The organism is Paenibacillus sp. FSL P4-0184 (assembly GCF_038004625.1).
GTDB lineage: Bacteria > Bacillota > Bacilli > Paenibacillales > Paenibacillaceae > Paenibacillus_AQ.
The window spans coordinates 404,861-428,904 of sequence record NZ_JBBORN010000002.1 but is presented as its reverse complement, the minus strand read 5'-3'; the positions used below and the strand labels follow the sequence as shown (position 1 = coordinate 428,904).

At 43.4% G+C, this 24,044-nt stretch carries 18 protein-coding genes; 7 read left to right on the top strand and 11 right to left on the bottom strand.

Annotated elements, in window-relative coordinates:
* Positions 1-11 precede the first annotated feature (11 nt).
* The 3 genes from MKY52_RS23550 to MKY52_RS23540 form a co-directional block, all read right to left on the bottom strand.
* Entirely contained in the window at positions 12-2,393 is a 2,382-nt protein-coding gene (locus MKY52_RS23550) for an alpha-L-arabinofuranosidase C-terminal domain-containing protein (protein WP_341053866.1), read from the bottom strand.
* 197 nt (positions 2,394-2,590) lie between these two features.
* Positions 2,591-3,496 carry a hypothetical protein gene (locus tag MKY52_RS23545; RefSeq protein ID WP_042187039.1) on the bottom strand — a complete coding sequence of 302 codons (906 nt, stop codon included), beginning with the start codon at positions 3,494-3,496 and terminating at the stop codon, positions 2,591-2,593.
* Between the two features lie 205 nt (positions 3,497-3,701).
* Positions 3,702-4,523 carry an AraC family transcriptional regulator gene (locus MKY52_RS23540; RefSeq protein WP_339802639.1) on the bottom strand — a complete coding sequence of 274 codons (822 nt, stop codon included), beginning with the start codon at positions 4,521-4,523 and terminating at the stop codon, positions 3,702-3,704.
* Positions 4,524-4,639: 116 nt separating this feature from the next.
* On the opposite strand from MKY52_RS23540, the gene MKY52_RS23535 reads away from it, so the two are divergent.
* From MKY52_RS23535 to MKY52_RS23525, 3 genes are all read left to right on the top strand, one after another.
* Positions 4,640-7,753, top strand: coding sequence for a glycoside hydrolase family 2 TIM barrel-domain containing protein (locus tag MKY52_RS23535; RefSeq protein ID WP_341053863.1), 3,114 nt, complete (start codon positions 4,640-4,642; stop codon positions 7,751-7,753).
* 289 nt (positions 7,754-8,042) lie between these two features.
* The gene (locus MKY52_RS23530; RefSeq protein WP_341053862.1) at positions 8,043-9,068 is read left to right on the top strand and encodes an ABC transporter substrate-binding protein; all 1,026 of its coding nucleotides are present in this window, start codon (positions 8,043-8,045) and stop codon (positions 9,066-9,068) included.
* A 140-nt stretch (positions 9,069-9,208) separates the two neighbouring features.
* Positions 9,209-10,864, top strand: a complete 1,656-nt coding sequence (locus MKY52_RS23525; protein WP_341053860.1) for an AraC family transcriptional regulator — start codon at positions 9,209-9,211, stop codon at positions 10,862-10,864.
* On the opposite strand, the gene MKY52_RS23520 is transcribed toward MKY52_RS23525, so the two are convergent.
* From MKY52_RS23520 to MKY52_RS23505, 4 genes are read right to left on the bottom strand one after another with little or no spacing between them, the layout of a single operon-like run.
* Positions 10,865-11,590: a hypothetical protein gene (locus MKY52_RS23520; RefSeq protein ID WP_341053859.1), complete on the bottom strand. Its 726-nt coding sequence runs from the start codon at positions 11,588-11,590 to the stop codon at positions 10,865-10,867. It lies immediately after the preceding gene.
* Complete coding sequence (locus MKY52_RS23515) at positions 11,587-12,300, bottom strand: fluoroquinolone export ABC transporter permease subunit (protein WP_042187031.1); 714 nt, start codon at positions 12,298-12,300, stop codon at positions 11,587-11,589. Before MKY52_RS23515 ends, MKY52_RS23520 begins: the two co-directional genes overlap by 4 nt.
* On the bottom strand, positions 12,297-13,151 hold the full coding sequence (locus MKY52_RS23510) for an ABC transporter ATP-binding protein (protein ID WP_341053857.1): 855 nt from the start codon (positions 13,149-13,151) through the stop codon (positions 12,297-12,299). The genes MKY52_RS23515 and MKY52_RS23510 overlap by 4 nt, the downstream gene beginning before the upstream one ends.
* 1 nt (position 13,152) lies before the next feature.
* Positions 13,153-13,779, bottom strand: coding sequence for a TetR/AcrR family transcriptional regulator (locus MKY52_RS23505; protein ID WP_341053856.1), 627 nt, complete (start codon positions 13,777-13,779; stop codon positions 13,153-13,155).
* 171 nt (positions 13,780-13,950) lie between these two features.
* Here MKY52_RS23505 and MKY52_RS23500 point away from each other — a divergent pair, with 171 nt between their 5' ends.
* The 3 genes from MKY52_RS23500 (at position 13,951) to MKY52_RS23490 (ending at position 16,030) form a co-directional block, all read left to right on the top strand.
* A complete protein-coding gene (locus tag MKY52_RS23500; protein WP_341053854.1) occupies positions 13,951-14,862 on the top strand; it encodes a helix-turn-helix transcriptional regulator in 912 nt (303 codons plus the stop codon).
* A 79-nt stretch (positions 14,863-14,941) separates the two neighbouring features.
* A complete protein-coding gene (locus MKY52_RS23495) occupies positions 14,942-15,457 on the top strand; it encodes a DinB family protein (protein ID WP_341053852.1) in 516 nt (171 codons plus the stop codon).
* A gap of 3 nt (positions 15,458-15,460) precedes the next feature.
* Positions 15,461-16,030 (top strand): YdeI/OmpD-associated family protein, encoded by a 570-nt coding sequence (locus tag MKY52_RS23490; protein WP_341053851.1) that lies wholly within the window; start codon positions 15,461-15,463, stop codon positions 16,028-16,030.
* Between the two features lie 103 nt (positions 16,031-16,133).
* Here the strand turns inward: MKY52_RS23490 and MKY52_RS23485 are convergent, their stop codons facing one another.
* From MKY52_RS23485 to uvrA, 3 genes are all read right to left on the bottom strand, one after another.
* A complete protein-coding gene (locus tag MKY52_RS23485; protein WP_076283074.1) occupies positions 16,134-16,664 on the bottom strand; it encodes an HAD family hydrolase in 531 nt (176 codons plus the stop codon).
* A gap of 20 nt (positions 16,665-16,684) precedes the next feature.
* Complete coding sequence (locus MKY52_RS23480) at positions 16,685-17,698, bottom strand: LacI family DNA-binding transcriptional regulator (protein ID WP_341053850.1); 1,014 nt, start codon at positions 17,696-17,698, stop codon at positions 16,685-16,687.
* Positions 17,699-17,961: 263 nt separating this feature from the next.
* Positions 17,962-20,466, bottom strand: coding sequence for an excinuclease ABC subunit UvrA (gene uvrA, locus MKY52_RS23475; RefSeq protein WP_341055611.1), 2,505 nt, complete (start codon positions 20,464-20,466; stop codon positions 17,962-17,964).
* 260 nt (positions 20,467-20,726) lie between these two features.
* Here uvrA and MKY52_RS23470 point away from each other — a divergent pair, with 260 nt between their 5' ends.
* Positions 20,727-21,164 (top strand): MarR family transcriptional regulator, encoded by a 438-nt coding sequence (locus MKY52_RS23470; RefSeq protein ID WP_231573481.1) that lies wholly within the window; start codon positions 20,727-20,729, stop codon positions 21,162-21,164.
* A gap of 98 nt (positions 21,165-21,262) precedes the next feature.
* Here the strand turns inward: MKY52_RS23470 and MKY52_RS23465 are convergent, their stop codons facing one another.
* Positions 21,263-24,016, bottom strand: coding sequence for an alpha-mannosidase (locus MKY52_RS23465; RefSeq protein WP_341053848.1), 2,754 nt, complete (start codon positions 24,014-24,016; stop codon positions 21,263-21,265).
* Positions 24,017-24,044 lie beyond the last annotated feature (28 nt).

The following is a 24,044-nucleotide window of genomic DNA, read 5'->3' as shown; positions in this document are numbered from 1 at the left end:
GTTTTTAGTTTTTATTTTATTCTAAAAATCGTTACGGATTGTTTAGGGAACTCATAAGAAAAACTGCTGCCCATCGTCGTAAAATTGTTTTGCTTAGGAGAGACAAGCTCTTTATTCTCGAAGTTATTTTCATCCTCAAGCTGGTATCCCGACAGTTCATATACTTCGATGGACAAGTCCTTTTTTGCCATCTCTTCTAATATAATCTCAGTAGAAACGCTGTTATCTTGTACATTCACTGTCTTAAGAATGATATCCCCTGTGGAATCCTCCATGCTTGCTGTGTAATACAGCGGTTCGATGACCGGAAGTTTGTCCTCCGTCTCATTGATCAGCTCTCCGTTAATATAAGTACGAATATGTCTGTCTGATACTTCTAGCTTCAGGTCGTATTCTACGTCTGTTTCAACTGTAAACATAGAATGTGTAAGCACAGAGTTTCTCCCGTTAATAATTGATGCCACAATGGAATCCTGATTCTGCCAGCCACCTAGTTCCCAATACAAATGATTCTGATCATCTGCTTTACCAAAATAGAACACAAACCCTTTATTCCCTGCGGTTCTAGTAGCCTTAAAATCCAAGGTATAGCTCTCCCACTCCGTCTCTCCAAGCTCTAGTGTTCGTTTGGCCGTTCCGTTCTGAGCAGGATCAGGCAGGTTTGATACTTCTTCTGACAACTCAGAATACGTCTTCACTTCTCCCGTAACATTGTTGACCAGTGTGATTTCTGAATATCGAGCAGCGGATGCATCCACATCCAAGCTAATCGCTCCTGTGATCGCTTCAGCTTTACGTTCCTCAGATACTGTGAAGCCGTTCGCTTTTATCTCCAGTAGCTGATCTCCCTGATGGTTCATGAATAGCTTTTGAACATAGTAGTTCGCAGTTCCGTACACTTCATGATTATTAAACCAGATTAGATCCGGCTTCCAGTTGATATAATCCACATTGCAGAGCATAGGAGCATAACATGCCAAACCAACCGCATGAGCGTTGTTCTGAAGTCCCGTCATAAAAGCCGCTTCCACTAATGCGTTATAATAGGTATTGCCCCATGAAGCATATTCACCTAAGAACACTTTCGGTTCGTCGCCCTTAAAGTCTTCATAACGATGATGATTCGCCAGGAACCATTCAGGTGTACAGTAATAATGCTCGTCTACAAGATCAGACTTATTCTCTTTTGCCGATGTCCAGCCCCGCTCATATTCCTTACCAGCAGAGAATGGACCGCTCGAATTAATGACCTTAATATCCGGATATTTCTCTTTAATGGCTTGATGAAAGTATGGATATCTCTCGAAAAAGGGTGCACCTACCTCTTCATTGCCTATGCCGATATACTCTAGCCCAAAAGGTTCCGGGTGACCAAGGTTCGCACGTATCCTTCCCCACTTCGATGAAATGTCTCCATTGGCAAATTCGATCAAATCCAGTGCATCCTCAACCCAGGGTGTTAATTCACCCAGCGGCACCATACGTTTATGATGCGGATCGTAGCCGCCCGGAAGAACGGGAATCGGCTTAGCTCCAATATCCTCACAGAACTGAAAATATTCAAAGTATCCTAACCCAAGCGTCTGATTGTAGGACCAGTTATTCCGCCTTGCCGGCCTTTGTGCCACATCCCCAATTGTATTCTTCCATCTGTACATAGAATCTCTGTCATCTGGATTTAAGGAACCGTCATGTACCAGACAACCTCCCGGAAACCGCATGAATTTAGGCTTTAAGTCGGCGAGCAACAGTGAAATATCTTCACGCATGCCCCCAGGTCTGTTCATAAAGGTCTTCTCCGGAAACAGAGAAACCATGTCCAGATATACCCTCCCGCTGCCTTTGGTAACGATTACAAGACGTGAACTAGTATCTGTAGCCTTAGACTTAATAACTGCTTCGTATCGAGTCCATTCGGAGTGATTCACAGCGATTTCCGCTTCACCATGAATAATACCATTTGTACTTTCAATGGATACGATAAGGGGTACGTCAAAGCTTGTCTCTCGACGAGCATATACCGAGAACTTATAATTCTCGCCCTCTTTTACCGGAATACCACTATTGAATCCCAGATTCATCAACCCAACGCCGTCACCTTCAGCCACAATATCAATGGCTACATAATGTGGATTACGATCATTCAAGGGGTCGCTACCTTCCACGGTGATTACGGTTTTCCCATCTCCACGTTCTATAGGCTCCCAAGCCATTAACGCATGGTAATCGGCCCGATCTATCGGATCAAATTCAAAGGATCGATTCTGAACTAGCTCAGCATAAAGTCCACCATCTGCCGCATGATTTAAATCCTCAAAGAAGATTCCAAATAAATCACCTAATGCTGCACCACGCTTCTGTGTATGTATTGTCAGAGTTCCTTCTGTCTTCATTCTTTCATCACTCCCTTGTAAAATTCAGTTTAGTTTATATTTATATTACTTAGTTCATATCTATATGAATCATTATAGTGAGTTCACTTCACATTCGTCAATTCAGATGCTTTGAATGTACAACAAAAAAGCCGATATCGTATGAGAATCCATACAACATCGGCCTTTATAACACAGGTCCATTTATACATACTCATTTATTTGGCAGTCATTTGCCCTACTAAGAACTCAACAAAATCAGTTGATTTGTTCTTATCTTCATCTTCTCCAAACACCCCAATGATCATCTTCCGTGAATGAATTGGAAGGTCTGTAGCAAATTTCGTATCTGTGATATCTACGCCTGTGATCCATTCTTCACCGTTCTCCGTATTTTTTATACGTTTCAAACGAATATCATCTAAAGGAAGTCCCGCTGATTTAACAAACGGCTCTAGATTCTTAAGTCCCTGCTGTTGTCCGATCCAATCAAAAGTAGCATCATCCAAAATAAGAATATTCGGACGATCCGCCGCCAGCATCGCCATCGCGCGCTGGATATAAGTCATGTCTAACGCGCCTCCACCTTCTCCACCTGTTGAGGGAAGGTATACGACTTCCGTCTTTACCCGCTTCCAAGCTGGATAACGATTGACGATCTCTTGTTTAAGCTCTTCATCCTTACCTGATGGATCTTGAGATTCATAGTTTCCTAGGAACATGATAGTTACATCCACTGGCGGGAGTGAAGCTTCATATTTTTTGGCTTGATATTGATTATAAAGAGCGTTACCTCCAAAGATTAGCACTAACAGCACAACGATAGATACAAATGTATGGACTTTGTATAGCCTAAAAAAATTCTCTGATTTACGCGCTATGCCGGAAAATGCTCCCCATTTCTCTAGCCGCTTGTCCTCTGCCTCCTGAATTTCCTGCTGATCTAAGCCGTCTAAGATCGTTTTGTAAGCCAGAAATTCTTCTTCATAGGCTGCAGCCTCAGTTTCTGAGGAATTTGATTTACGGCGTTTCAAATGCAAATCAAACTTTTTATTCAGTTCCTCCCGGGTAATGTCTACAGGCAAGTCCAAACGTTCATATGCCTCTTTTAACTTCTCATTCAAATTGATGACTCCTTCCTGATGCTTAGCTAGATATCTGATCGTAAATTTGGTTCTATGTATTGAATTAGATTGGACATACACATATTGCAAAAAAATGAGCGAATTCGTGAAAAATACAATATATGAACTCAATTAAACTATATCATGGAGTGCTAGACGCTAACAAGTAAGCGTTTATCATAGGGCTTAGAGGCATTCTATTACTCTAGTCCAAACCATGCAGCTGTTTAAATTGCTCTGGACTCATTCCAGTCAACCGCTTAAACACTAGACAAAAGTAGCTGGCATTCTCGAAGCCCACTAACTGAGCAATTTCATACATTTTTTTATCTCGTTCATTGAACATTAGCTGTTTACTCAAGTTTATACGTTGCTTGTTGATATAGGTTACGGGTCGATCATGAATTGTTTTTTGAAAAAGCCTGCATAAATACTGTGGCGACACTGCAATAACCTCCGCAAGTTCCTTTAATGGGAGGGTCCTATGAAGATTCCTTTCTATATGTCGCAACACCGGTTTAATTCGCTCCAATTCAAGAGCCTCGTTTAGAGGAGAAACTAGATTGCTTTTTAAATCCAGCAGCAGCGCGTATAGTTGTTTGGATCGTTCCAGATTCGTTTCCAGTTCATTACTATCTGACAAGTTGAGCATTTCTTTTAAAGGATTTAGCCACTTATCCTCCTTCAACCTTGCAGGGCCTGATTCGCGGATTCCTGCGTACAGCAGCATTTGACCGGCCTCTCTACCATTGAATGAAATCCATGACAGCTTCCACTTACTGCTGATTGGCGCATACGAATGCGTAATATTCGGGAACAAAAAGAATACATCCCCTGAACTCACAATATATCGTTTCTCCTGAATGACAAGTTCGCCTTTGCCTTCGTGAATCTGATGTATTTGATAATCCGGAAATCCGGTAGGACGTAAGGTTTCTGCCTGATGCTCCCAAAATCCAATGGTTGTAGCATACAACGGCAGCATATTCGTATCTTCCGTTTGGCAAAAGATTATTTTACTCTCCATCTGATCACTCGTTTCATATTTTGTTATATTGGATGAAAAATCTTTTATATCTCTTACCATTACTCCAATTTATAATATGAATATAATAACATCACTATTATAAAGGAGATTTACTCATGCGAGCAAAATTTGTTTACCAGCCTCCTGCAAACGGTTATCCAGAATGGAATAATAATCCAGAAATCTTCGAACTAAATCGCTTGGATGCACATGCTTCCATGATCCCTTATAGCAATCTAACGCAAGCCCTGGTGGGAGATAAAGAAGCCTCGCCATACTACAAAACGCTTAATGGTATTTGGAAGTTCTCTTTTTCCGAAACACCGGATCTACGGGTCGTGGATTTTTATAAAGCTGATTTCGATTGCAGCAATTGGGCTACGATTCCTGTACCTTCTCACTGGCAATTCCATGGCTATGATTACCCGCAATATACGAATGTCCGATATCCTTGGGCGGAATCTGAACCTGATCTCAAGCCACCCTTTGCTCCGACAAAATATAATCCCGTAGGCTCGTACATCCGGACCTTTACTGTCCCTGAATCTTGGAACAGTCAGCCTGTATACCTTAGCTTTCAGGGGGTTGAATCCGCTTTCTATGTATGGGTAAACGGAGAACGGGTCGGTTACTGTGAAGACACCTTTACACCTTCCGAGTTCGATATTACCCCTTATTTAATTGCAGGTGATAATAAACTAGCTGTCGAGGTCTATCGTTGGTGTGATGCCAGTTGGCTGGAGGATCAAGATTTTTGGCGGCTTAGCGGTATTTTTCGAGAGGTCTATCTGTACACGCCTCCTTCTGTTCATATTGCTGATTTTTTCGTTAAAACCGAGCTAGATGAAGCTTTCGTACATGCGAATTTAAACGTAGACATCAAAGTGGAGAATTATTTTAACGAGAAACTAAACCCTTATACACTCCAAATGCAGCTATACAATAAAGAGGATCAACCTGTATGGGAGTCACCAGTATCTACAGTCACTTCCATAGATCAAGAGGGCGTTCAGCATTTCAAGCTTTCTGAGCATGTAGAAGATCCTTATAAGTGGAGTGCTGAGACACCGTATCTGTATACATTGGTTCTCTCCATGATTGACGATAAAGGAAACTCTACTGAAACGGTCAGCTGTAAGGTCGGATTCCGTACCTTTGAGATCAAGGACGGACTTATGAAGATCAACGGCAAAAGAATCGTACTTAAAGGCGTTAACCGGCACGAGTTCTCTTGTGACACAGGACGTGCGCTATCCAAAAACGACATGATCCGAGATATCAAACTGATGAAAACACATAATATTAATGCGGTTCGGACCTCTCACTACCCGAATCAGTCTGTTTGGTATGAGCTTTGTGATGAATATGGACTTTACGTTATCGATGAAACCAATCTGGAAACGCACGGCACTTGGCAGTATGGGCAACAAGGAATACATGACGGAAATGTACCTGCTAGCAAACCGGAATGGCGGGCCAATGTGATTGACCGTTGCAACTCCATGATGCAAAGAGACAAGAACCATCCTTCTGTTATCATCTGGTCACTAGGGAATGAGTCCTACGGTGGTGATAATTTTATCGCCATGCATGACTATCTCAGAGAAGCTGACCCAACACGACCTGTTCATTATGAAGGGATCTTCCATTGCAGAGAGTCAGAAGCAGCTAGTGATATAGAGTCGACTATGTATGCTAAACCGCACGATGTTGAAAAATATGCGCTAAGTCATCCTCAGAAGCCTTATATCATCTGCGAATACAGCCATGCTATGGGGAATTCTTGCGGTGGATTACACCTATACACCGATATGTTTGACAAGTACGATGTATTTCAAGGTGCATTTATTTGGGATTGGGTGGATCAGGCTATCCGAACCAAAACATCCGAAGGTGTCCCATATTTAGCATATGGCGGTGACTTTGGTGAGTCGCCACATGATGGAAACTTTAGCGGAAACGGATTACTTTTTGCCGATCGTTCGGTTACTCCAAAGCTATTTGAGGTCAAAAAGTGCTATCAAAATATTAAAGTAACTGCTTTAAATATCCGTGAAGGTCTCTTTCAGATTCGTAATAACTTTTTATTTACCGACATTGAACAGTACGAACTTAAATGGGAAGTTTCTTTAGACGGAGTAACTGCGCAAGAAGGTTTGCTGCAAATCTCTGCTGTACCAGGAGAAATCGTTGAATGCACTATCCCTTACGAACTGATTTCACATAGAGGTGATCATGAAGCTATTCTGAATCTCTCCTTTATTCAGCGTTCAGAAACTTCTTGGGCTGATGCTGACCACGAAATCGCTTGGGAACAGTTCATTCTATCCCCGCGTATCGTGACAAAGGCTCCAAAGACAACGGATGGAACGTTACATGTGCAGGAACATGAAGGTGCATTGACCGTACAGGGTGGGAATTTCACTCTAAACTTTAATACAACAACTGGTGAGCTAAACTCATACCATGCTGCCGGTAAAGAACATCTGCTTGAGCCCGTAAGACCTAACTTCTGGAGAGCGGTCACGGATAATGATCTTGGCAATGGAATGCCAAAGCGCTGTGCAGTGTGGAAGCAGGCTTCTAATGAGCGGAATCTGTTGAGCATGGTATATAGAACTGAAGGACATCTCTGTTTCATTTCCACCACTTACCTTCTGCCAACGAATCCGTATTCCACCCTTCTTGTTCAGTATGAGATTCGCCCTGACGGATCTTTAGAAATCCTGCAAGAACTGAATCCGGGTAGTAGCGATCTGCCAGAAATTCCTGAGTTCGGAATGATGTTCGTGCTTGCTGGAAGACTCGATACCCTTTCATGGTACGGCCGTGGACCCCATGAGAATTATTGGGACAGACAGACCGGAGCACCACTTGGCCGCTATACGGGCAAAGTCAGTGACCAGTTCATCCCTTATCTCAGACCGCAGGAGTGCGGCAATAAGACGGATGTCAGATTTGCTTCGATTACAGATGGCAACGACGGATCAGGACTTTATTTTGATAGTGCAATCCCTATGGAGATTAATGCTCTGCCTTGGAAACCTGAGGAATTGGAAGCACATGATCACGTATATAAATTGCCAGTCTCGAACAAAAGCGTACTGAGAGTCAACTACAAGCAAATGGGAGTTGGGGGTGACGACAGCTGGGGTGCACCAACCCACGAAGAGTTCACTCTGCCGGCTAATCGCCCATATGCATTCCGTTTCACCCTTTCTCTTCTCTAATTTCATCTATTAAAAAAGGCCGTCTCTGGTTGGTTTCTACCAAACTAGACGGCCTTGTTCTATTTATTTCAATCTCACCGACAGAGTTTTGCGTGTTCCTCAATGACTTCTTAGCCTTATCAAACTTTTTTTCTGGCTATCAACTCCAATAACAATAGGCTTGTACAAATCAAATAGCCTTAATGTGTTTTGTCCATTGAGTAAAAGGAGACTTTAATTTATGATAGTTTTCGTCGAGAATGATTATCATTATTGGTGATCGCTACATATTTTAGGGAGGCAATATTATATGAATAAGGTAAGACAACCGTTCGCCGTATTATGTGTACTCTTTCTGATGACCACATTACTACTCGCCTGCGGAAACTCAGGAGAACAACCAGCCAAGAACAATGCGTCGAACGCAGCCGGAAATAATACTTCAGCTACCACTGTACCTTCTCCAGAAACATCCGACAAGGGCACTAATGAAACTTCGGCAACTACTCGCTCCTACACGGATTACATAGGCCATACCGTAGAAATACCTGTTAACCCGAAGCGCGTGATTTATTCAGGAGAAACCTATGGTGATCTACTCGCGCTTGGTGTGCAAGCGGTAGGATATCCACTTTCCATGGGTGAGGGTCAGGTTTTTGAAGATCAACTACAAGGTGTCGAAGATGTAGGGTTCCCTATCAATCTAGAAAAGACGCTGGAACTTCAGCCTGATTTGATTATCTATGCAGGAACTGATGAAGCTGATTTCGAACAGCTGTCCAAAATCGCACCCACGATAATATTTGATACCTTTGCCCCGCTAAATGAACGGATGCTTGATATCGGTGGAATTCTTGGGAAAACGACCGAAGCAGAGGCATGGCTGGCTAAGTATAAAACGAGTGAAGATGCCATGTGGGAACAATTAAAGGCAGCGGGCATAAAAGAAGGAGAAACAGCTTCGGTCTTTACTTATTATCCTGGTGACAGACTATTTGTTATGGCAACGACCGGACTTTCGCAAGTCCTTTATGGAGAGAATGGCTTCAAGCCAACCCCAGCGATTCAGATGGTGCTTGATGAAGGTATGGGATTCCAGGAAGTATCCATGGAAGTGCTTAAAGAATATGCCGGAGATCGGATTTTCATTCTAACTCCTGTGGCCGATGAAGCCAAGCAATCCACAGCTACTCTATTAAAGAGTCCGATCTGGAAAGGTCTCCCTGCCGTCAAGAACGGATACGTCTATACTCAAGATATTATGAAGACTTCAAGTGATGCAACAACAAGAGAATGGCTGCTCGGTGAACTCCCACAGCTTTTGAATATGAAATAATTTTCACCTTCATGAAGCGTTTGGCACTTAGCTGATAGAAAACTGCAAGAAGCATGTCAACAGCTGTTGATATGCTTCTTTATTTTATATACAATGAATTAATTGATAATGATTCTCACCAAATGAACGGAGGCTTCCTCTTGCTGCAAACATTACCCGTCGCTGCACCGCTCCGCTCGTTGCTGTTTCAGCTGACTGATGCGGAACTACATATTCAACCGGCAGGCTCTTGCTCTAAGGCTCTTTCAACTCACTTTTATAGACTTCTAATATTCACTGGCGGTAGTGGGCAGCTGATCCTTAGCGATCAAACCATAATACTGACTACAGATACGTGTTATCTCCTATCTCCTGGAACTTCCTATAGCACGGACAATCAAGAGACGACTCTTTATTATTATCTCATCACTTTTACAGCAATTAATAATGCCGAGTTTCCCGAATATTATTCAGATGAACTCCTTCCGGGTAGACAGGAGCTAATTGTCCACCCGTTCACTAGGGTAATCCGCCTTGCGGAAGATCTGCTTATGAGCAAAAAAAATGCCGATGATGTGTATTTTTTTAAGCGGCAATTAAAATTCCAAGAATTGCTGCTCTTACTCTTTGAGCATAATTATCCTTCCGAGCAGGTGCCAAGTCCCGCGGATTCCGTGGAAAAGACCATCCAATATATGCAAGATCACTATACGGAGAGTATCACCGTGAAGCAACTGGCTGAGTTCGCAGGGATAACTTTGTGGCAATATACTCCGATCTTTCAAAAGCTTACCGGAAAAAGACCGCTCGATTACCTGACCGAACTGCGCATTAACCATTCGAAGCGTTTCCTTCTGGAATCCGCTGAACCGCTGCGTGAGATTGCTCGACTGGTTGGCTTCTCCGATGAATATTATTTTAGTCGCCGGTTTCGTCAAAAGACTGGAATTACACCCGGACAATATGCGCATCAGCAAGGTCGGAAGCTTACTGTGAAAGACTGGACTGGCCATGAGGTGGATATTCCGGAGCGTCCAAAGCGCATTGTCTACCATGGTGAGACGCTTGGCGACCTACTCGCATTAGGTATAAAGCCTATCGGAGGAGATGAAGTCTTTGCATGGAACAGAGTCTATAAACATCGACTTAAAAAGCTCTCTAACGTTGGCTTTCCTCTGGATCCGAAGCTTACCGCTTCATTAAATCCTGACCTAATTATTATAGCTAATTCAGATGATAAGGCCTATCGAGCAGTCGTCGACATCGCCCCGACACTTACCTTTGATTCATTTGCGCCACTTGAACACCGTATGCGGACACTTGGAAGCTGGTTGGGTAAGCAGCACGAAGCAGAAGCATGGCTGGATTCATTCGCAGCAAAAAATGCTGCCATGTGGCAGCAGCTTTATATGAATACTCTTCAACCTGGAGAAACAGCTTCTGCATTGATTTATGACCATGGAAATCATCTATATGCTATGGGAATGTCCGGTTTGTCTACTGCTCTCTATGCCCCTAACGGCTTACAGCCCACAGATGAGATCAAAGCGATTCTCGATGGAGAGTTAGGATTTGCAGAGGTCGATCCAGCAAGGCTGCCTTCCTACGCCGGTGATCATATCTTTATGCTTATTCCGGAACGTCAAGACTCGCGAGTTGCTATGGAGAAACTACTAGACAGCTCACTATGGAAGAATATACCCGCTGTACGTAAGGGGCAAGCTTATCTGCTTGACGGAAGCAAATGGAACTATGGAGATGCTTTAACACGTGAAAAGCTTCTAACCCTGTTGCCTAAGCTGCTTGGAGGAGGTTAATCAATCAGCTCTTTTAATAAAAATCCTGATCATGATGCTCAGAAGACTCAAGTGAAATAGAAGTCCCACCATAAAGTATGCAAGCACAATAAAACCACTAGAAGCTTCTATAACAAAAAATAACTTAGCAGGCCAATAGGTAGGAATCCACGCCCCGATAAATTGCCATGGTGATGGAACAAAATAAGCTACGATTGGTCCTGCTATAAACAGACCACCGATCTTTGATAAAGCTAATCCTTCTACCTTATTTGCAGCGAAAGAAGCTAGGAATAATGCAAAACAAGGGGCTTCAAATGCTAATAGTATAAGGATGTATATATGCTCTAATTGGAAGCTAGATAAGCCGGAGACTATAAAAAATAGCGATGAAAGAAATGTACAGAGTAGAGATGGAAGAACTAGACGATACACCATGTACCCTCTGCGCATTAATGGTGTAACCGCGTAATAAGAGATGACATTCTCATCTCTTTCATCAAGCATTAAAAGACCTGTCATCATACCGGTTAGCATGGGAAAGGTCATGACTAAGAAAATCGCAGCAAAGCTACTATATTTATATAAATCGAAAGCATAACCGTTCGTAAGCCAATCGGCTATCATTGGAAATCCAAATCTTGAGACGACTAGAAGTGCTAAAGGAGCAAAGATGCCGACCATAAGCACTGGGTCCAAACCAGTATGCCGGATATCGCTTATAAAAAGCATACGATACTTCTTCATTTTCTTGCTCCTCCCTTACCTATGCGCATCATTACATGATTTTCGAAGGACATTTTTGCCCATACGTATATCACAACATTCCATAGCAGTAATATCGATATGGAGTAGATGTAATTGCCAAATGACATAGCCGAGGTTCCCGAACTCAACAAGCGAAGTGTTCCTTCCGTAGGAAGCCATAAAAAAAGTTTGGAGTTCCACACCTTAAAATAACCAAGCAATGGAAGTATAAAAGGCAATGCGAATACTTGTGATAGTAGAATGAAACCATTAATTGTCTGGCAACGAGCCACAACTCCAATCGACAATAGCGTCATAAAGCTTGACGTTAGAATGATTCCAGTAGAAAAGCCAAACGGGGATTGCGGAATCCCGCTTGCTACTACATGAATAACCCAAGCGGCTAACAGGGAGAGTACAGATAATGAGCCTGCTTTTGAAAGCAAATATTCTCTAACACGAATCGGAGTAACAAATAAAGGATCATGGATGCCCTGGTCTCTTTCCAGCAGCACAATCCCCCCTGCGAGAATAAGCCCTAAAGCACTCGGATCGCTAAAGGTCAATAACAACATTGTTTGTTCTCGATAATGATCAGGAATAAGATGCAGCAATACCAAATAAAACGCACAGATAATGACGTAAATCCAATAAAACCCATGCCGCCATTGAAACCGGATGTCAAAGGCAAACGCAGATCTGAATCTCATGTTAACTGCCTCCCAGTTACGTCAATAAATATTTGTTCCAAAGACGCCTCCTGCGAATGAATGGTTTCTATTGGATGTTCACGAACAAGCTTTAAGAAATATTCGTTCTCCCCTATATCATCAAGTGAGAATTCCTCATTTCTAACTTCATTATGATGGCGGTATTCCAGCCGCACTCGTTTTTTTCCATTTAGAAGCTTAAGCTCACGAGGAGAATCAATCAACTTAATCTGACCGTCTACAATAAAAGCGACCCTGTCGCAGAGCTCCTCAGCGGCTTGCATATTATGTGTTGTAATAATTACAGTCGTCCCATTTGCCTTTTTTTCCAGGATTAAATCCTTCATTCGTTTCGCATTAACGGGGTCGAGCCCGGAAGTGGGTTCATCCAGAAATAGAATTTGTGGGTTATTTAAGAGTGCTCTACAGAAATTCAGCCGCATCTTCATCCCCTTCGATAACTGGGAGACCTTCAAATTTGCAGCTTCAGTGAGATTTACTTGCTCCAGGAGAAACCTCGGTTCCGCTGTTCTCCCTGAATACAGAGAGCGAAATAGCTGCAAATTTTCCAGCGCAGTAAACTTCGAATAGAAATTTGGAAACTCAAAAGCTACCCCTATTCGCTCAAAATACTCCGGTCCGGTATTTCTTATTTCCTTGCCCATTATGTTAACGCTGCCGAGATAATTTTTTAAGACTCCAATTAGTATTTTTTGTGTTGTGCTTTTACCCGCTCCCGAAGGACCGAGAAAACCAAACACTTCTCCTTGAGGTATGGAAAAGTTAAGTCCACTAAGGGTTGGCTCTTTTATTTTTGGGTAGGTAAAATGAAGCTCCTTCACTTCGATCATTTCATACTCCCCCAGTCATATTATCTTTCAAAGAAGTCATCCCCTCAGCCAGAACCCCAATCAAAAGATCTATAGTTGCCTGATAGCGTTCATCACCGATCTCTTCCTTATGCAAAGACAGGAGGACTACAGAGCGAATCATGCTTACGATTAATCCCGGGTCAATCCCAACCATGATACCTTCGGCTTGCCATGATTGAATGAAAGGAATAAAAAAGTCTTTATCCTCTGTAAAATTTTGTTCCAACAACTCATTAGGTAACTTTCTTAATAGCTGCTCCATTTCGCTTTTTACGAACATCTGACGTACGATCGGACTCTCTTCCATCATGCGGAAAGATTTCAGTAAAAATAATCTGATTTCTTCCTTGTTTACAGGCACACCTACGCTAAATGAATCGAACATTGTACTACGAATTCGTTGTTCCTCTTCAAGCAATATGTGATAGAATAATTCCTCTTTCGATCCAAAGAACATGTAAAACGAACCTTGCGCAATCCCGGCAGCTTTTGTTAATTCTTCAACACTAGTTTTTTTAATACCATGTACTTCAAAACAGCGGCGACCTTCTGTCAACAATTTATGTTTAATCCATTCTCTTTCTTGTTCTGTGAATTTCTTAGGCATACATCTCAACTCGCTTTTATGGTTTTATGAATGATTTTATTTTATATTCACAAGTTAACCCACCAACCATATTTTGTCAATCCATTTCTCTTTAAGCGCCAAATTAGCATGAAAAATCTATGCTATAATCATGCAGTAACACGATATGGACTAATGGGTGGGAATACACAAATGAAATTGGAACGTTTGATTTCTATGATCTACAAGCTGTTGAACCACGAAGTTTTATCTGCCTCCAAGCTGGCTGAAGAGTTTCAGGTTTCCCAGAGAACTATCTATAGGGATATCGATGTCATTTGTGCCGCAGGCATCCCGGTCGTATCGTATCAGGGAACTAAAGGCGGATATGGCATCATGGACGGATATAAAATGGATAAAAGCCTGCTCCGTTCGTATGATGTCACTTCTTTGATTACCGTGCTGAACAGTCTCTCTTCCGTGTTTGAAGACGAGCAAGCGCAAGGAACCATTGAACGGCTGCAAACGATTGGAACAGAACAACAGACTTCTAGTCTAGCGGTGGATTTTGAAACTCGTCGTATGGATCCCGATGCACTTTCTCTTTTACGCACGGCTATTACGGAACGAAATATCGTCCGTTTTGATTACATCAATGTAAAAAACGAACGCACAACCCGTGATATGGAACCAGTAAAGCTTCATTTTAAATATAGCAACTGGTACATCTATGGTTATTGCCGGGAACGACTGGATTATCGAGAGTTCCGGCTTTCCCGGATGATGAATTTGCTTCTGACACAGGATACCTTTCATTCCCAACATGAGGCACCCATAGAGGCCGGTTGTTCAAACAGGGCCGATCAGGTTGAGGAAGTCGTAATCCGGGTGGGACCTGAGGCTTTGGCAGAAGCGTTGGATCACTTTCACCAGGTAGATAAGGAATTTCATATCGATGAGAGCATGACGATGCGAATTCCTGTGTATAAACCATTAGAAGCCCGCTGGCTATGGTCAATTCTGCTAAGTTTCGGCAGCGGCGCTGAAGTCCTCGAGCCTCTTGCACTGCGAGGTATCTTAAAAAAGCAGCTGCAAAATACCCTAAATCTTTATGAAGAAGTATGACAGTCTGCTGTCATACTTCTTCTTTTATATTAACAACAGCTACAAAATAATCTATCACAACTCAAAAGGAGATCATACAATGACCAATCATCCAGTAGAAATGTTTAATTACCACATTTGGGCGAACCAAACGATCTTGGGAAGAATCAAGGAAATCTCTCCCTCTGTGCTAAATCAAGAAGTGAATAGCTCTTTTCCTACCATCGCTCATGCCCTTAGCCATATCTATGCGGTTGATACGATGTGGTATCTGGTTTTAACAGGCACTGGTATGCCTGAGGCTTTTCAAAAAAGTATCCCGCTAAATATGAGCATTCTAAATTCGGTTGATGAATACGCTAATCTTTTTGCCCAGCTATCTGAACAATACAAAAAATGGTTACAAAACCAAACCGATTTGGAGCAGACTATTCTACTTGATAACCCATTCGCTGGAATCCGGCAAACACGTCTATCAGAAATTGTGCTGCATACCGCCAATCACGGGACTTATCATAGAGGTAATATATCTACTATGTTACGTCAGTTAGGACACGCTTCCACCATGAATGACTATTCCCTTTTTTGGTATCAGATGCCTGCGGAAGCTATTTAATTTATGCAGATTGAAAATCTAATTACAGTGAAATCGAGAGAACATTTAAGAGCTTGGCTTCAGGAAAATTGTAAGACTGAAAAATCTTGTTGGGTACTCGTAAGTATGACGCCAAACCCAGAAACATTGCTATATTTGGATGTGGTTGAGGAATGTTTGTGCTTTGGATGGATCGATGGAGTGAAAAAGAAAGTTTCTGAAACGGAGCTGGCGCAGCGACTGTCTCCCAGAAGCAAACGAAGCTCTTGGACAGAATTAAATAAAGAACGTGTCCGCCGCCTCGATAAACTGGGGTTAATGAGTGACGAAGGAAGAAAGGTACTTCCGGATATGAACCTCGCTTCTTTTAAAGTCAATAGGGTTATAGAACAAAGGTTAAAAGAGGAGCAGCAGGTATATGAGAACTTCTTAATCTTTCCAGCTCTTTATAAAAGAGTCAGGATCGACACGATACAAAGTAATACACATCAACCAGAATTATTTAAGCGTAAATTAGATAGATTTATAGCAAACACTAAAGAAAATAAAATGTACGGTCAATGGCATGATCATGGACGGCTTCTAGATTATTAAGCTGATTGATTAAAAAAGATGAGAAACCCAGTCATTCTCATGACCTTGGGTTTCTCTTTTTGTATTTAAATATGGAAAAATAGCATAATGAACGACCTCCAGCTTACTTGAGCTCAGCGTTCAGCCTCTCAATCAACTCTAGCAATTGCAGCGGCTCACTAACTGTATACGTCGGACGCTCAGACTCATCTGCCGGCTCATGGGAATAACGGGGCGTCCAGCTCTGAAAAATGCTGGTGATGCCTAGCGCATTGGCCCCTTTCATGTCACGGCTAAGATTGTTGCCAATCATAACGGTACGGGAGAAATCCGCTTCAGACAAATCAAGCGCACCAATAGCTGCCTTGAACATGCGTGGGCTTGGCTTGACTGCTTTGATATTCTCGGAAATAATCATGGCGCTGAAATAATCGTTTAGTCCATGCTGCTTAAATACATTTTTGAAGGATTGCGCATCACCGTCTGCAACCAGAGCAAGCGTGTATCCTCTCTCATGCAGGGTCTGAATCGTGATATCTGCTCCCGGAATCAGATCCGCACTCCGTACGATTCCTTCTTCATCCCTAATTTCAGTCGATTCATCAACAATGGTATCTCCGCTGTCAAAAAAGATAATTAACCTTTTCTCGTCCATGTTCTCAATAACCGTCCTCTTTATTTAATGGGTGAGTTGCCTGTGGATTCTCGGATCACCAGTTCAGGCTGCAATACAATTCTTTGCTTGATATCATCTGTATGATCCAGACTGCCGATCAGCAAATCAAATGCCATCTTCACCATCCGATTCATCGGTTGAGCAATAGTTGTTAACGTTGGATTCGTCACGGTTGACAGAATGGTATCGTCAAAACCAATGATTGAGAGCTGTTCCGGTACAGATATTCCCTCTTCCTTCGCAGCCTGGAGTGCGCCGATGGCAAGCAAGTCGTTGCAACAGAATAATGCTGTCGGACGCTCCGCGCCGTGGAGAATCTCGGATGCTACCCGTTTGCCGTCTTTGATATTCGACTCACACGCGAAGATATTCTTCGGGTCAAGTGAAATACCAGCCTCAAATAATCCAAAGCGGAAACCCCTGACCCGCTCAAAGCTGCTGCTTACATTGAAATCCTCGGACAAAACTGCCATCTTGCGATGACCTTTTTCAAGCAAATGTTCTGCGGCAATAGTGCCTCCTTTGAAGTCATCGTTCAATACACGGTGAACAGCTATGCCTACTGTCTCCCGAGCGATCATAACTATGGGGAAGGATTTCTCTATATGGAGCGCCAAGATATCCACATTTCCCACACCTGTTCCGATCAGAATACCGTCAACATTTTTTTGCTCCAACAGCCGAATGTATTTCTCTACGCGTTCATCTTTGTTATCTGTGCTGCACACAATAACACTATACCCCTCGGAGTGTGCCAGATCCTCTACGGTTCTAGCTATCTCGGAAAAAAAGGGATTCGAGACATCTGGAATAAGAAGACCAATGGTATAGGTCTTCTTCCCCATTAGTGCCGAAGCAATGACACTGGGCTGATATTGCAGCCGCTTCATCACCTCAAGGATTTCATCTCGCTTCTTGTTGCTTACTTTTCCTTTACCGTTAATCGCATTGGAGACGGTAGCAATTGATACGCCCGCTTCCCTGGCAACATCATATATCGTGGTCGTTTTCATGGCATTACCCTCATTATAAATATTAAGTGGATTGGAGTCTTTGCATCCTCCCTTCACATAAGTTAAGCGCTTAACCTAATGTTACTATGACGACAGCAATAATTTCAATTCATATTTCTTGGAGGTTTAGATGCTTCGTCTTCTGGCGCTCAATGCTAGGCTTGGTGAACGCGCCGGAACATACAAAGAAGTGCCCCGAAGCCATGGATTGTGTGGCTTCGGGCACTCTCTTTTTTCCAAATGGATATCTGATTTAAAATGGATTAAAGCCCCTCAGCCAGAATCCGTTTCAAAAACATCCCTGTATAAGATTCCTGTACTTCAGCGACCTGCTCCGGTGTGCCTTCAGCTACAAGCTTACCTCCAACTGTGCCCCCTTCAGGGCCAATGTCGATCACCCAGTCAGACTCCCGAATCAGTTCTAAGCTGTGCTCCACAACAATAACCGTATTTCCCGTATCTATCAATTTGCTCAATAAGGTATGAAGTTGCTTGATGTCTGAAGGATGTAGACCTGTCGTTGGTTCATCGAGCAAATAGAGCGTATGATTTTTAGATGGCTTGCTCAGCTCTTTGGCCAGCCTGATCCGTTGTCCCTCGCCGCCTGATAAGGTTTTGACAGATTGTCCCCATTTAAGGTATCCAAGACCCACCTCACATAACGTCTCAATAATACCGGCCATTTTGGCCTCCGACTTAAGAATCGGCAAGCTTTCCTGTATAGACATGTCCAACAGATCTGAGATAGAGAAGCCATCATACTTCACCTGTAAGACCTCATCCGTAAACCGTCTTCCTTTGCAGGCGTGACACTTTATTTCTAAATCAGGCAGAAAGTTCATGTCTACGGACAATACACCAAGTCCCTGACAGGTTTCGCACCGTCCCCCCGTTGTGTTAAAGGAGAAATGCTTGGAGGTCAGTTTTCTTTTCTTCGCCTCTGGCAAAGCCGCAAATAACTGACGCAGATGTGTAAATACATCGGTATAGGTCGCTACATTAGAACGCTGCATTCTACCCATGGGTGATTGGTCAAAGATAACAATGCTCCCGACTTCACCTAGACCCGTAATCTCCTTACAGCCTGTTTGTTCATGACCATTAGAGCTTCCTTGCGCAAGGATATCAAATATAAGCGTGGACTTACCCGAACCCGAAACCCCTGTTACAGATACAAGACAACCAAGTGGAATGGAGACTTCTTGAATATCAATATTCCGGTACTGTGCCTGCCGGATAGTGATCTGCTTTCCGTTCCCTTTTCGGCGAATACGTGTGGGAACTTCGAGACGCTCTTCTCTGAGATAAGCTCCTGTAACCGAAAGCTCGCTTGCCATCAAATCTTCTAAACTACCTTCACCAACAACGATTCCACCATGCAATCCAGCACCTGGACCCATATCAATAATATGATCCGCAGCACGCATCATCTCAATATCATGTTCAATAACGAGCACGGTATTCCCAAGATCACGCAGCTCCTGAAGCACACGAATAAGGCCAACTGTATCTCGAGGATGAAGTCCCGTCGTCGGTTCATCCAGAATGTATAAAACACCGGTCAACCCTGAACCCAGCAGTGATGCTAGACGCAGGCGCTGTGCTTCCCCGCCAGATAAAGAGACTGTCTGCCGGTTCATGGAAAGATAACCTAGGCCAACATCGATAATCCGCTTTAGTCTAGTAGGCATATCATGAAGGATCGGTTCAAGTAGATGTAGACCTTCGGCAGGCAGTGCCGCCTCCAGTCCTTTCGTCCACTCATATACCTCACTAAGCGACCAGTCGGATACATCTATGATCGATGCGTCAGCTACTCGAACTAGACGAACTTCTTTTTTCAGGCGAGCTCCTAGGCATTCCGGGCATTGCTGCTCATGAAAAAATCCGCCATCTTTCTCCTGCGCACCAGCCTCTCCTTCCTTCTCCTTATACCGCCGCCACAAACCGGGTATAACACCTTCAAACTTCGTCCCTTGGATTGGCTTAATATTAGGGAAATGGCGTTTAAAAGCTTCACTCTCCACACCGTAGTACAGCAAATCACGCTGAATCTCACCGTAATCCTTCAACGGTTGATCCGGGTCAAACACAAATCCGAAATGTTTTCCCGCTGCTACTAATATCCGCATCTGTATATCCCGATGAACGCCATTCAGAGAAGCTACTCCACCCTCTTTCATGCTAAGCTCTGGATTAAATACCGCTGCTTCATTTATAGTCGCCACAGACCCAAGTCCACCACAAGCTTCACAAGCCCCTTCCGGCTTATTGAAGGAAAAATGTGACATGCCAAGTTTCTCAAGCTCAGCTCCGCAATGCGGACAGCCCATCGACTGACCTTCCATTTCCTCGTCTTCTTCTATTAGTAGCCCCCTCGCTTCAAAAGAAGGTGGTATGCTACCATTGCAAGAAGGGCAAATCCGCTCCCCTAATCTAGAAAAAATAAACCTGACAAAGGTATAGATGTCAGTTACAGTCCCTACTGTCGAGCGTGGATTACGATTCGTAACATGCTGTCCAACGCTAATGGATGGAGACAGTCCAACAATGGACTCGACCTTTGGTTTACTGATCGTATCTGAAGTCATGCCCATGGAATCTAAATACTGTCTTTGGCATTCCCGCTGAAGTGTATCCATAGCTAACGTCGATTTTCCTGATCCCGAAGGTCCCGTCAGAACAACAAGCTTATACTTAGGAATCGTGAGCGAGACATTCTTCAGATTGTTCTCTCGTGCACCTTTAATAACAATAGCTTCTTTCACCATGATTCCCCTCTCAATTAAAGCAATCACACATAGATATATCTCTTATCCATAACCATTTACGAATGCTGTCATACTACTTTTTTTGCAAAAGTATGCTTAATTCGATAGAATGTATTTGTAAAATAACACATTTTAAAATAACTTCATAATCAAATATCTTGATTAACGAGATATAAAGATTTTAAAAGGGGCGTTATCCTTTGTCAAGCCATGAACAAGCACAACCTACACCAGAGCAAGAACAATTTACCTTACTCATGCGTGGTCTGGGAACCCGAACGGTGGTATACCAGCAAAACGTAGCCGCCTCTCTTGGGTTATACAATAATGATTTTTTGTCTGTGGATATCCTGCGTGAAAAAGGCCCCATTACCGCTGGAGAGCTGTCCAAACTAACTGGACTTGCCACAGGTAGCGTTACTGCATTAATAGATCGTCTCGAAAAAAACGGATACGTTCGCAGACAAAATGACCCTAATGATCGCCGTAAAGTAATTATTGTCCCGTTGTATGAAAATAAAGAAGATGTCATTGACACGTACATGCCACTTCATACCGCTATGGTTAAATTGGCTGCTTCCTATACGGATGAAGAACTTGCCCTCATTTCACAATTTTTAGGCAAAGCCAGCACCGTTCTAGACGAGCAGATTGATCATCTCAGTTCCCCAACACGTAGTAAGTCTTCTTCTTAAAGCTCATAGTTATAAACTTAAAAGGACGATAACCAAAGAGTCGTATGACTTTTGGTTATCGTCCTTTTGTTAAATTATATGAAAAAAATAAGTTAATTCTATCTCCGAATACCAATCGTTACAATTTCGCATGGACCGATCTGTAAGGCCGAACTACCTTTCTCTTCGCTAGAGAGTGGGTGGCTCTCCTCTTCCAGGATCGACGTCTTATAGAAATACTGCTGCGGTATCGTTGAACGGATGGTCAGGTCGGTACTCTGCTGACTCATGTTGTACCAGCGAAGCAGTAGGTCTCCAGTCTGCTCGTTCATTTTTAGAGAAGAAAATGCGAGCTCCTGACTCTCCCATTCGAATGGAGTATACACCGGAGCAATCGCTCCTTCATGTACATCAGTCTGACATACGACCCAAGGAATCTGGAATTGATAAGCTTCAGCAAAAGCACCTGAGGTTATACCATCTCCTGTGTGTGGGATGAGCTCCATACGTACAACATGCTCTCCGAGACATTGCGCTTCTGGAGTTGGGAACAAACCCCAGTCTCCCAATTCACCCACGCTACGGAGTAATGTAATCGCAATGGTGTTACGACCGTCTCTTAACACTTCATATTCATTTAATCCAAAGTTAGCGACGGTTAGACCGGCTGTTTCATTACTGATATCAACAAAGGCCTGCTGATGCTGCGTGTTACTCGGATTCATCCATTCTGTAGCTGGCTCAATATTCCGCTCCGCAACCTCAAACATCGAATCCACATGATGTGTGGCGGTGTTCAAATCTGTCGGAAATAGCGCACGAATCCGGTGATCTTTGGCTTTATTGTCTATCGTCGTTTCGATATGCAGCCCCTTTCCGCCCCGCTCCAAGCTAATTACGGTACGAAGTTTAAGAATGACTGTGTCACTACTGCGCTGCGCTTTCCGCTCTGGGTAGTACACAAGAGCACGCTGTTCCTCGTCCAGCTTCTCATCTGCTGAGGCTGGAATCTCCCAGTCATGTTTAATTTCCACAGATGCTCGATAAGGTGTATTTTCCAGAACGCAAATATTCGCCTGTAGTCCCTTGGTCGTTAAAGCTTGTTCACCCTCTGGCTGTTTATACATGTATTCATTTCCGATATCACCTGTGTTCTCATACACACCAAGATCCCGGTAGGTCATGCCACTAGCTTTGTCACTTAGCGCAAATGAACCATTATCATGGATCACTACTTTGATGGCCTCATTCTCCAACACCCGATCCCCTTGAAGCAAAGATTCAGGAGCTATAGGCAACCCTGCGTTAGCACGACGAACCCATGCATATGCACGAAGACCCAGCGCCGGAACTTGCCCAGCTTCAAAGGTAAGTCTTACTCGGCGGCACATATAGGGCTGGCGGAATTTATCGTCAGGCAAATCATAACCAAACTGAAGACCCAAATCCTCCATCTGGCATGTAATGGCATTCCCTTGATCGTCTACTAATTCACGACCGTTTAAGTCAATATCTTTCATACGGCTGGCCGTTTCTTCTAGAGAGAAACCCTCTCGCAAATATAGACGTGCCGCATCAATTTCTATGCTCACTGTACCCGTGCGTCTCCACCCTGTCATATTCATGACTACTAACGGAAGCACTTCTTCACCATATGCTGCAAAACCGGACGTATCCACAGCTTCAGCGATCATGCGCTTACTATCATCAACAATGGTCTCTGCTACATGACGGCTTTTATCAAACCGGGTTACCATTTCGCGATGTACCTCATCCACGCTGCAGCCACAAATGCTGTCGTGAGGGTGATTCTGCATTAGCGTCTTCCAGGCATAGGTGAACAGATGATGAGGGTAATCTTTGCCCAATACATGTGCGAATGAAGCGAGTGGCTCCGCTACCTTTTCAAGCAAGACTTGCCCTTCCTGATTCATCTGTTTCAAATAGACACGAGCAGATGCGGTATTCACTAACGTCCCCCATCCGTCAGTGTGCTGGCTCCGCAGTTCGCCCTTTACGGTCGACAAATTGTTGTGATCCATTACATCCTCTACAGCCCTAAGGTAATCAGGGAAGTTGGAATGGATAAACTCCATATCTGGATATAGCCGCTTCGCAGTTTCAATAGCCTCCGGCAAATCCAGTTGAGCCGGTTGATGATCGCAGCCGTTCATGAATAATAACTCGCCTGTAGAGGCAAATTTCCGAGCATCTGCTAACTTCTTCTCCCAGAACTCTTTTGCCTCTGCTTCATTCACTGGCACTTCGTTTCCGTTCGAATACCAATTCGCAAATAGAATTCCAAGCACTTTCGATCCATCCGGACCTTCCCATATCAGCTCGGAGAACGAAGATTCATATCCACCGTCCGATACTGTATTGTTGAATCCAGTCGGCTTTACACCTCTTCCAAAAAAGGCATTATTGATGCCTGATTGCTTCATTAATTGTGGAGTCTGACCCACTAGACCAAAGGTGTCCGGAAAATAACCAATCTTAGAAGGTTCGCCGTAACGCTTCGAATCCTGATGACCAATCTGCATATTACGTACATTTGCCTCTCCGCTGGTAAGGAAAGCATCTTGCAGAATATACCAAGGTCCAATCAGTAGACGACCTTCCGTAATATGTTTTTGTAGACGATCTTGATTCTCGGGGCGAACTTGAAGATAATCTTCCAGAATGATTGTTTGTCCGTCAAGATAAAAACTCTTAAATTCACCATCCTCATCCAATCGATCCAGCAATTCATCGACCAGTTTAATCAGGCGTACATGATGCTTTTCATATGGAAGATACCATTCCCGGTCCCAGTGAGTATGAGAAATAATATGGGCAGTCTGAGGTTTAATAGATTTATCTGAACGATCCAATGTGAAGACCTCCTTATATGCAATACGT

Coding starts and splice junctions, on each gene's coding strand:
- MKY52_RS23550 (WP_341053866.1), bottom strand. CDS start 2,393: ATGAAGACAGAAGGAACTCTGACAATACATACACAGAAGCGTGGTGCA.
- MKY52_RS23540 (WP_339802639.1), bottom strand. CDS start 4,523: ATGGAGAGTAAAATAATCTTTTGCCAAACGGAAGATACGAATATGCTG.
- MKY52_RS23535 (WP_341053863.1), top strand. CDS start 4,640: ATGCGAGCAAAATTTGTTTACCAGCCTCCTGCAAACGGTTATCCAGAA.
- MKY52_RS23530 (WP_341053862.1), top strand. CDS start 8,043: ATGAATAAGGTAAGACAACCGTTCGCCGTATTATGTGTACTCTTTCTG.
- MKY52_RS23520 (WP_341053859.1), bottom strand. CDS start 11,590: ATGAAGAAGTATCGTATGCTTTTTATAAGCGATATCCGGCATACTGGT.
- MKY52_RS23515 (WP_042187031.1), bottom strand. CDS start 12,300: ATGAGATTCAGATCTGCGTTTGCCTTTGACATCCGGTTTCAATGGCGG.
- MKY52_RS23510 (WP_341053857.1), bottom strand. CDS start 13,151: ATGATCGAAGTGAAGGAGCTTCATTTTACCTACCCAAAAATAAAAGAG.
- MKY52_RS23505 (WP_341053856.1), bottom strand. CDS start 13,779: ATGCCTAAGAAATTCACAGAACAAGAAAGAGAATGGATTAAACATAAA.
- MKY52_RS23500 (WP_341053854.1), top strand. CDS start 13,951: ATGAAATTGGAACGTTTGATTTCTATGATCTACAAGCTGTTGAACCAC.
- MKY52_RS23495 (WP_341053852.1), top strand. CDS start 14,942: ATGACCAATCATCCAGTAGAAATGTTTAATTACCACATTTGGGCGAAC.
- MKY52_RS23490 (WP_341053851.1), top strand. CDS start 15,461: ATGCAGATTGAAAATCTAATTACAGTGAAATCGAGAGAACATTTAAGA.
- MKY52_RS23485 (WP_076283074.1), bottom strand. CDS start 16,664: ATGGACGAGAAAAGGTTAATTATCTTTTTTGACAGCGGAGATACCATT.
- MKY52_RS23480 (WP_341053850.1), bottom strand. CDS start 17,698: ATGAAAACGACCACGATATATGATGTTGCCAGGGAAGCGGGCGTATCA.
- MKY52_RS23470 (WP_231573481.1), top strand. CDS start 20,727: ATGCGTGGTCTGGGAACCCGAACGGTGGTATACCAGCAAAACGTAGCC.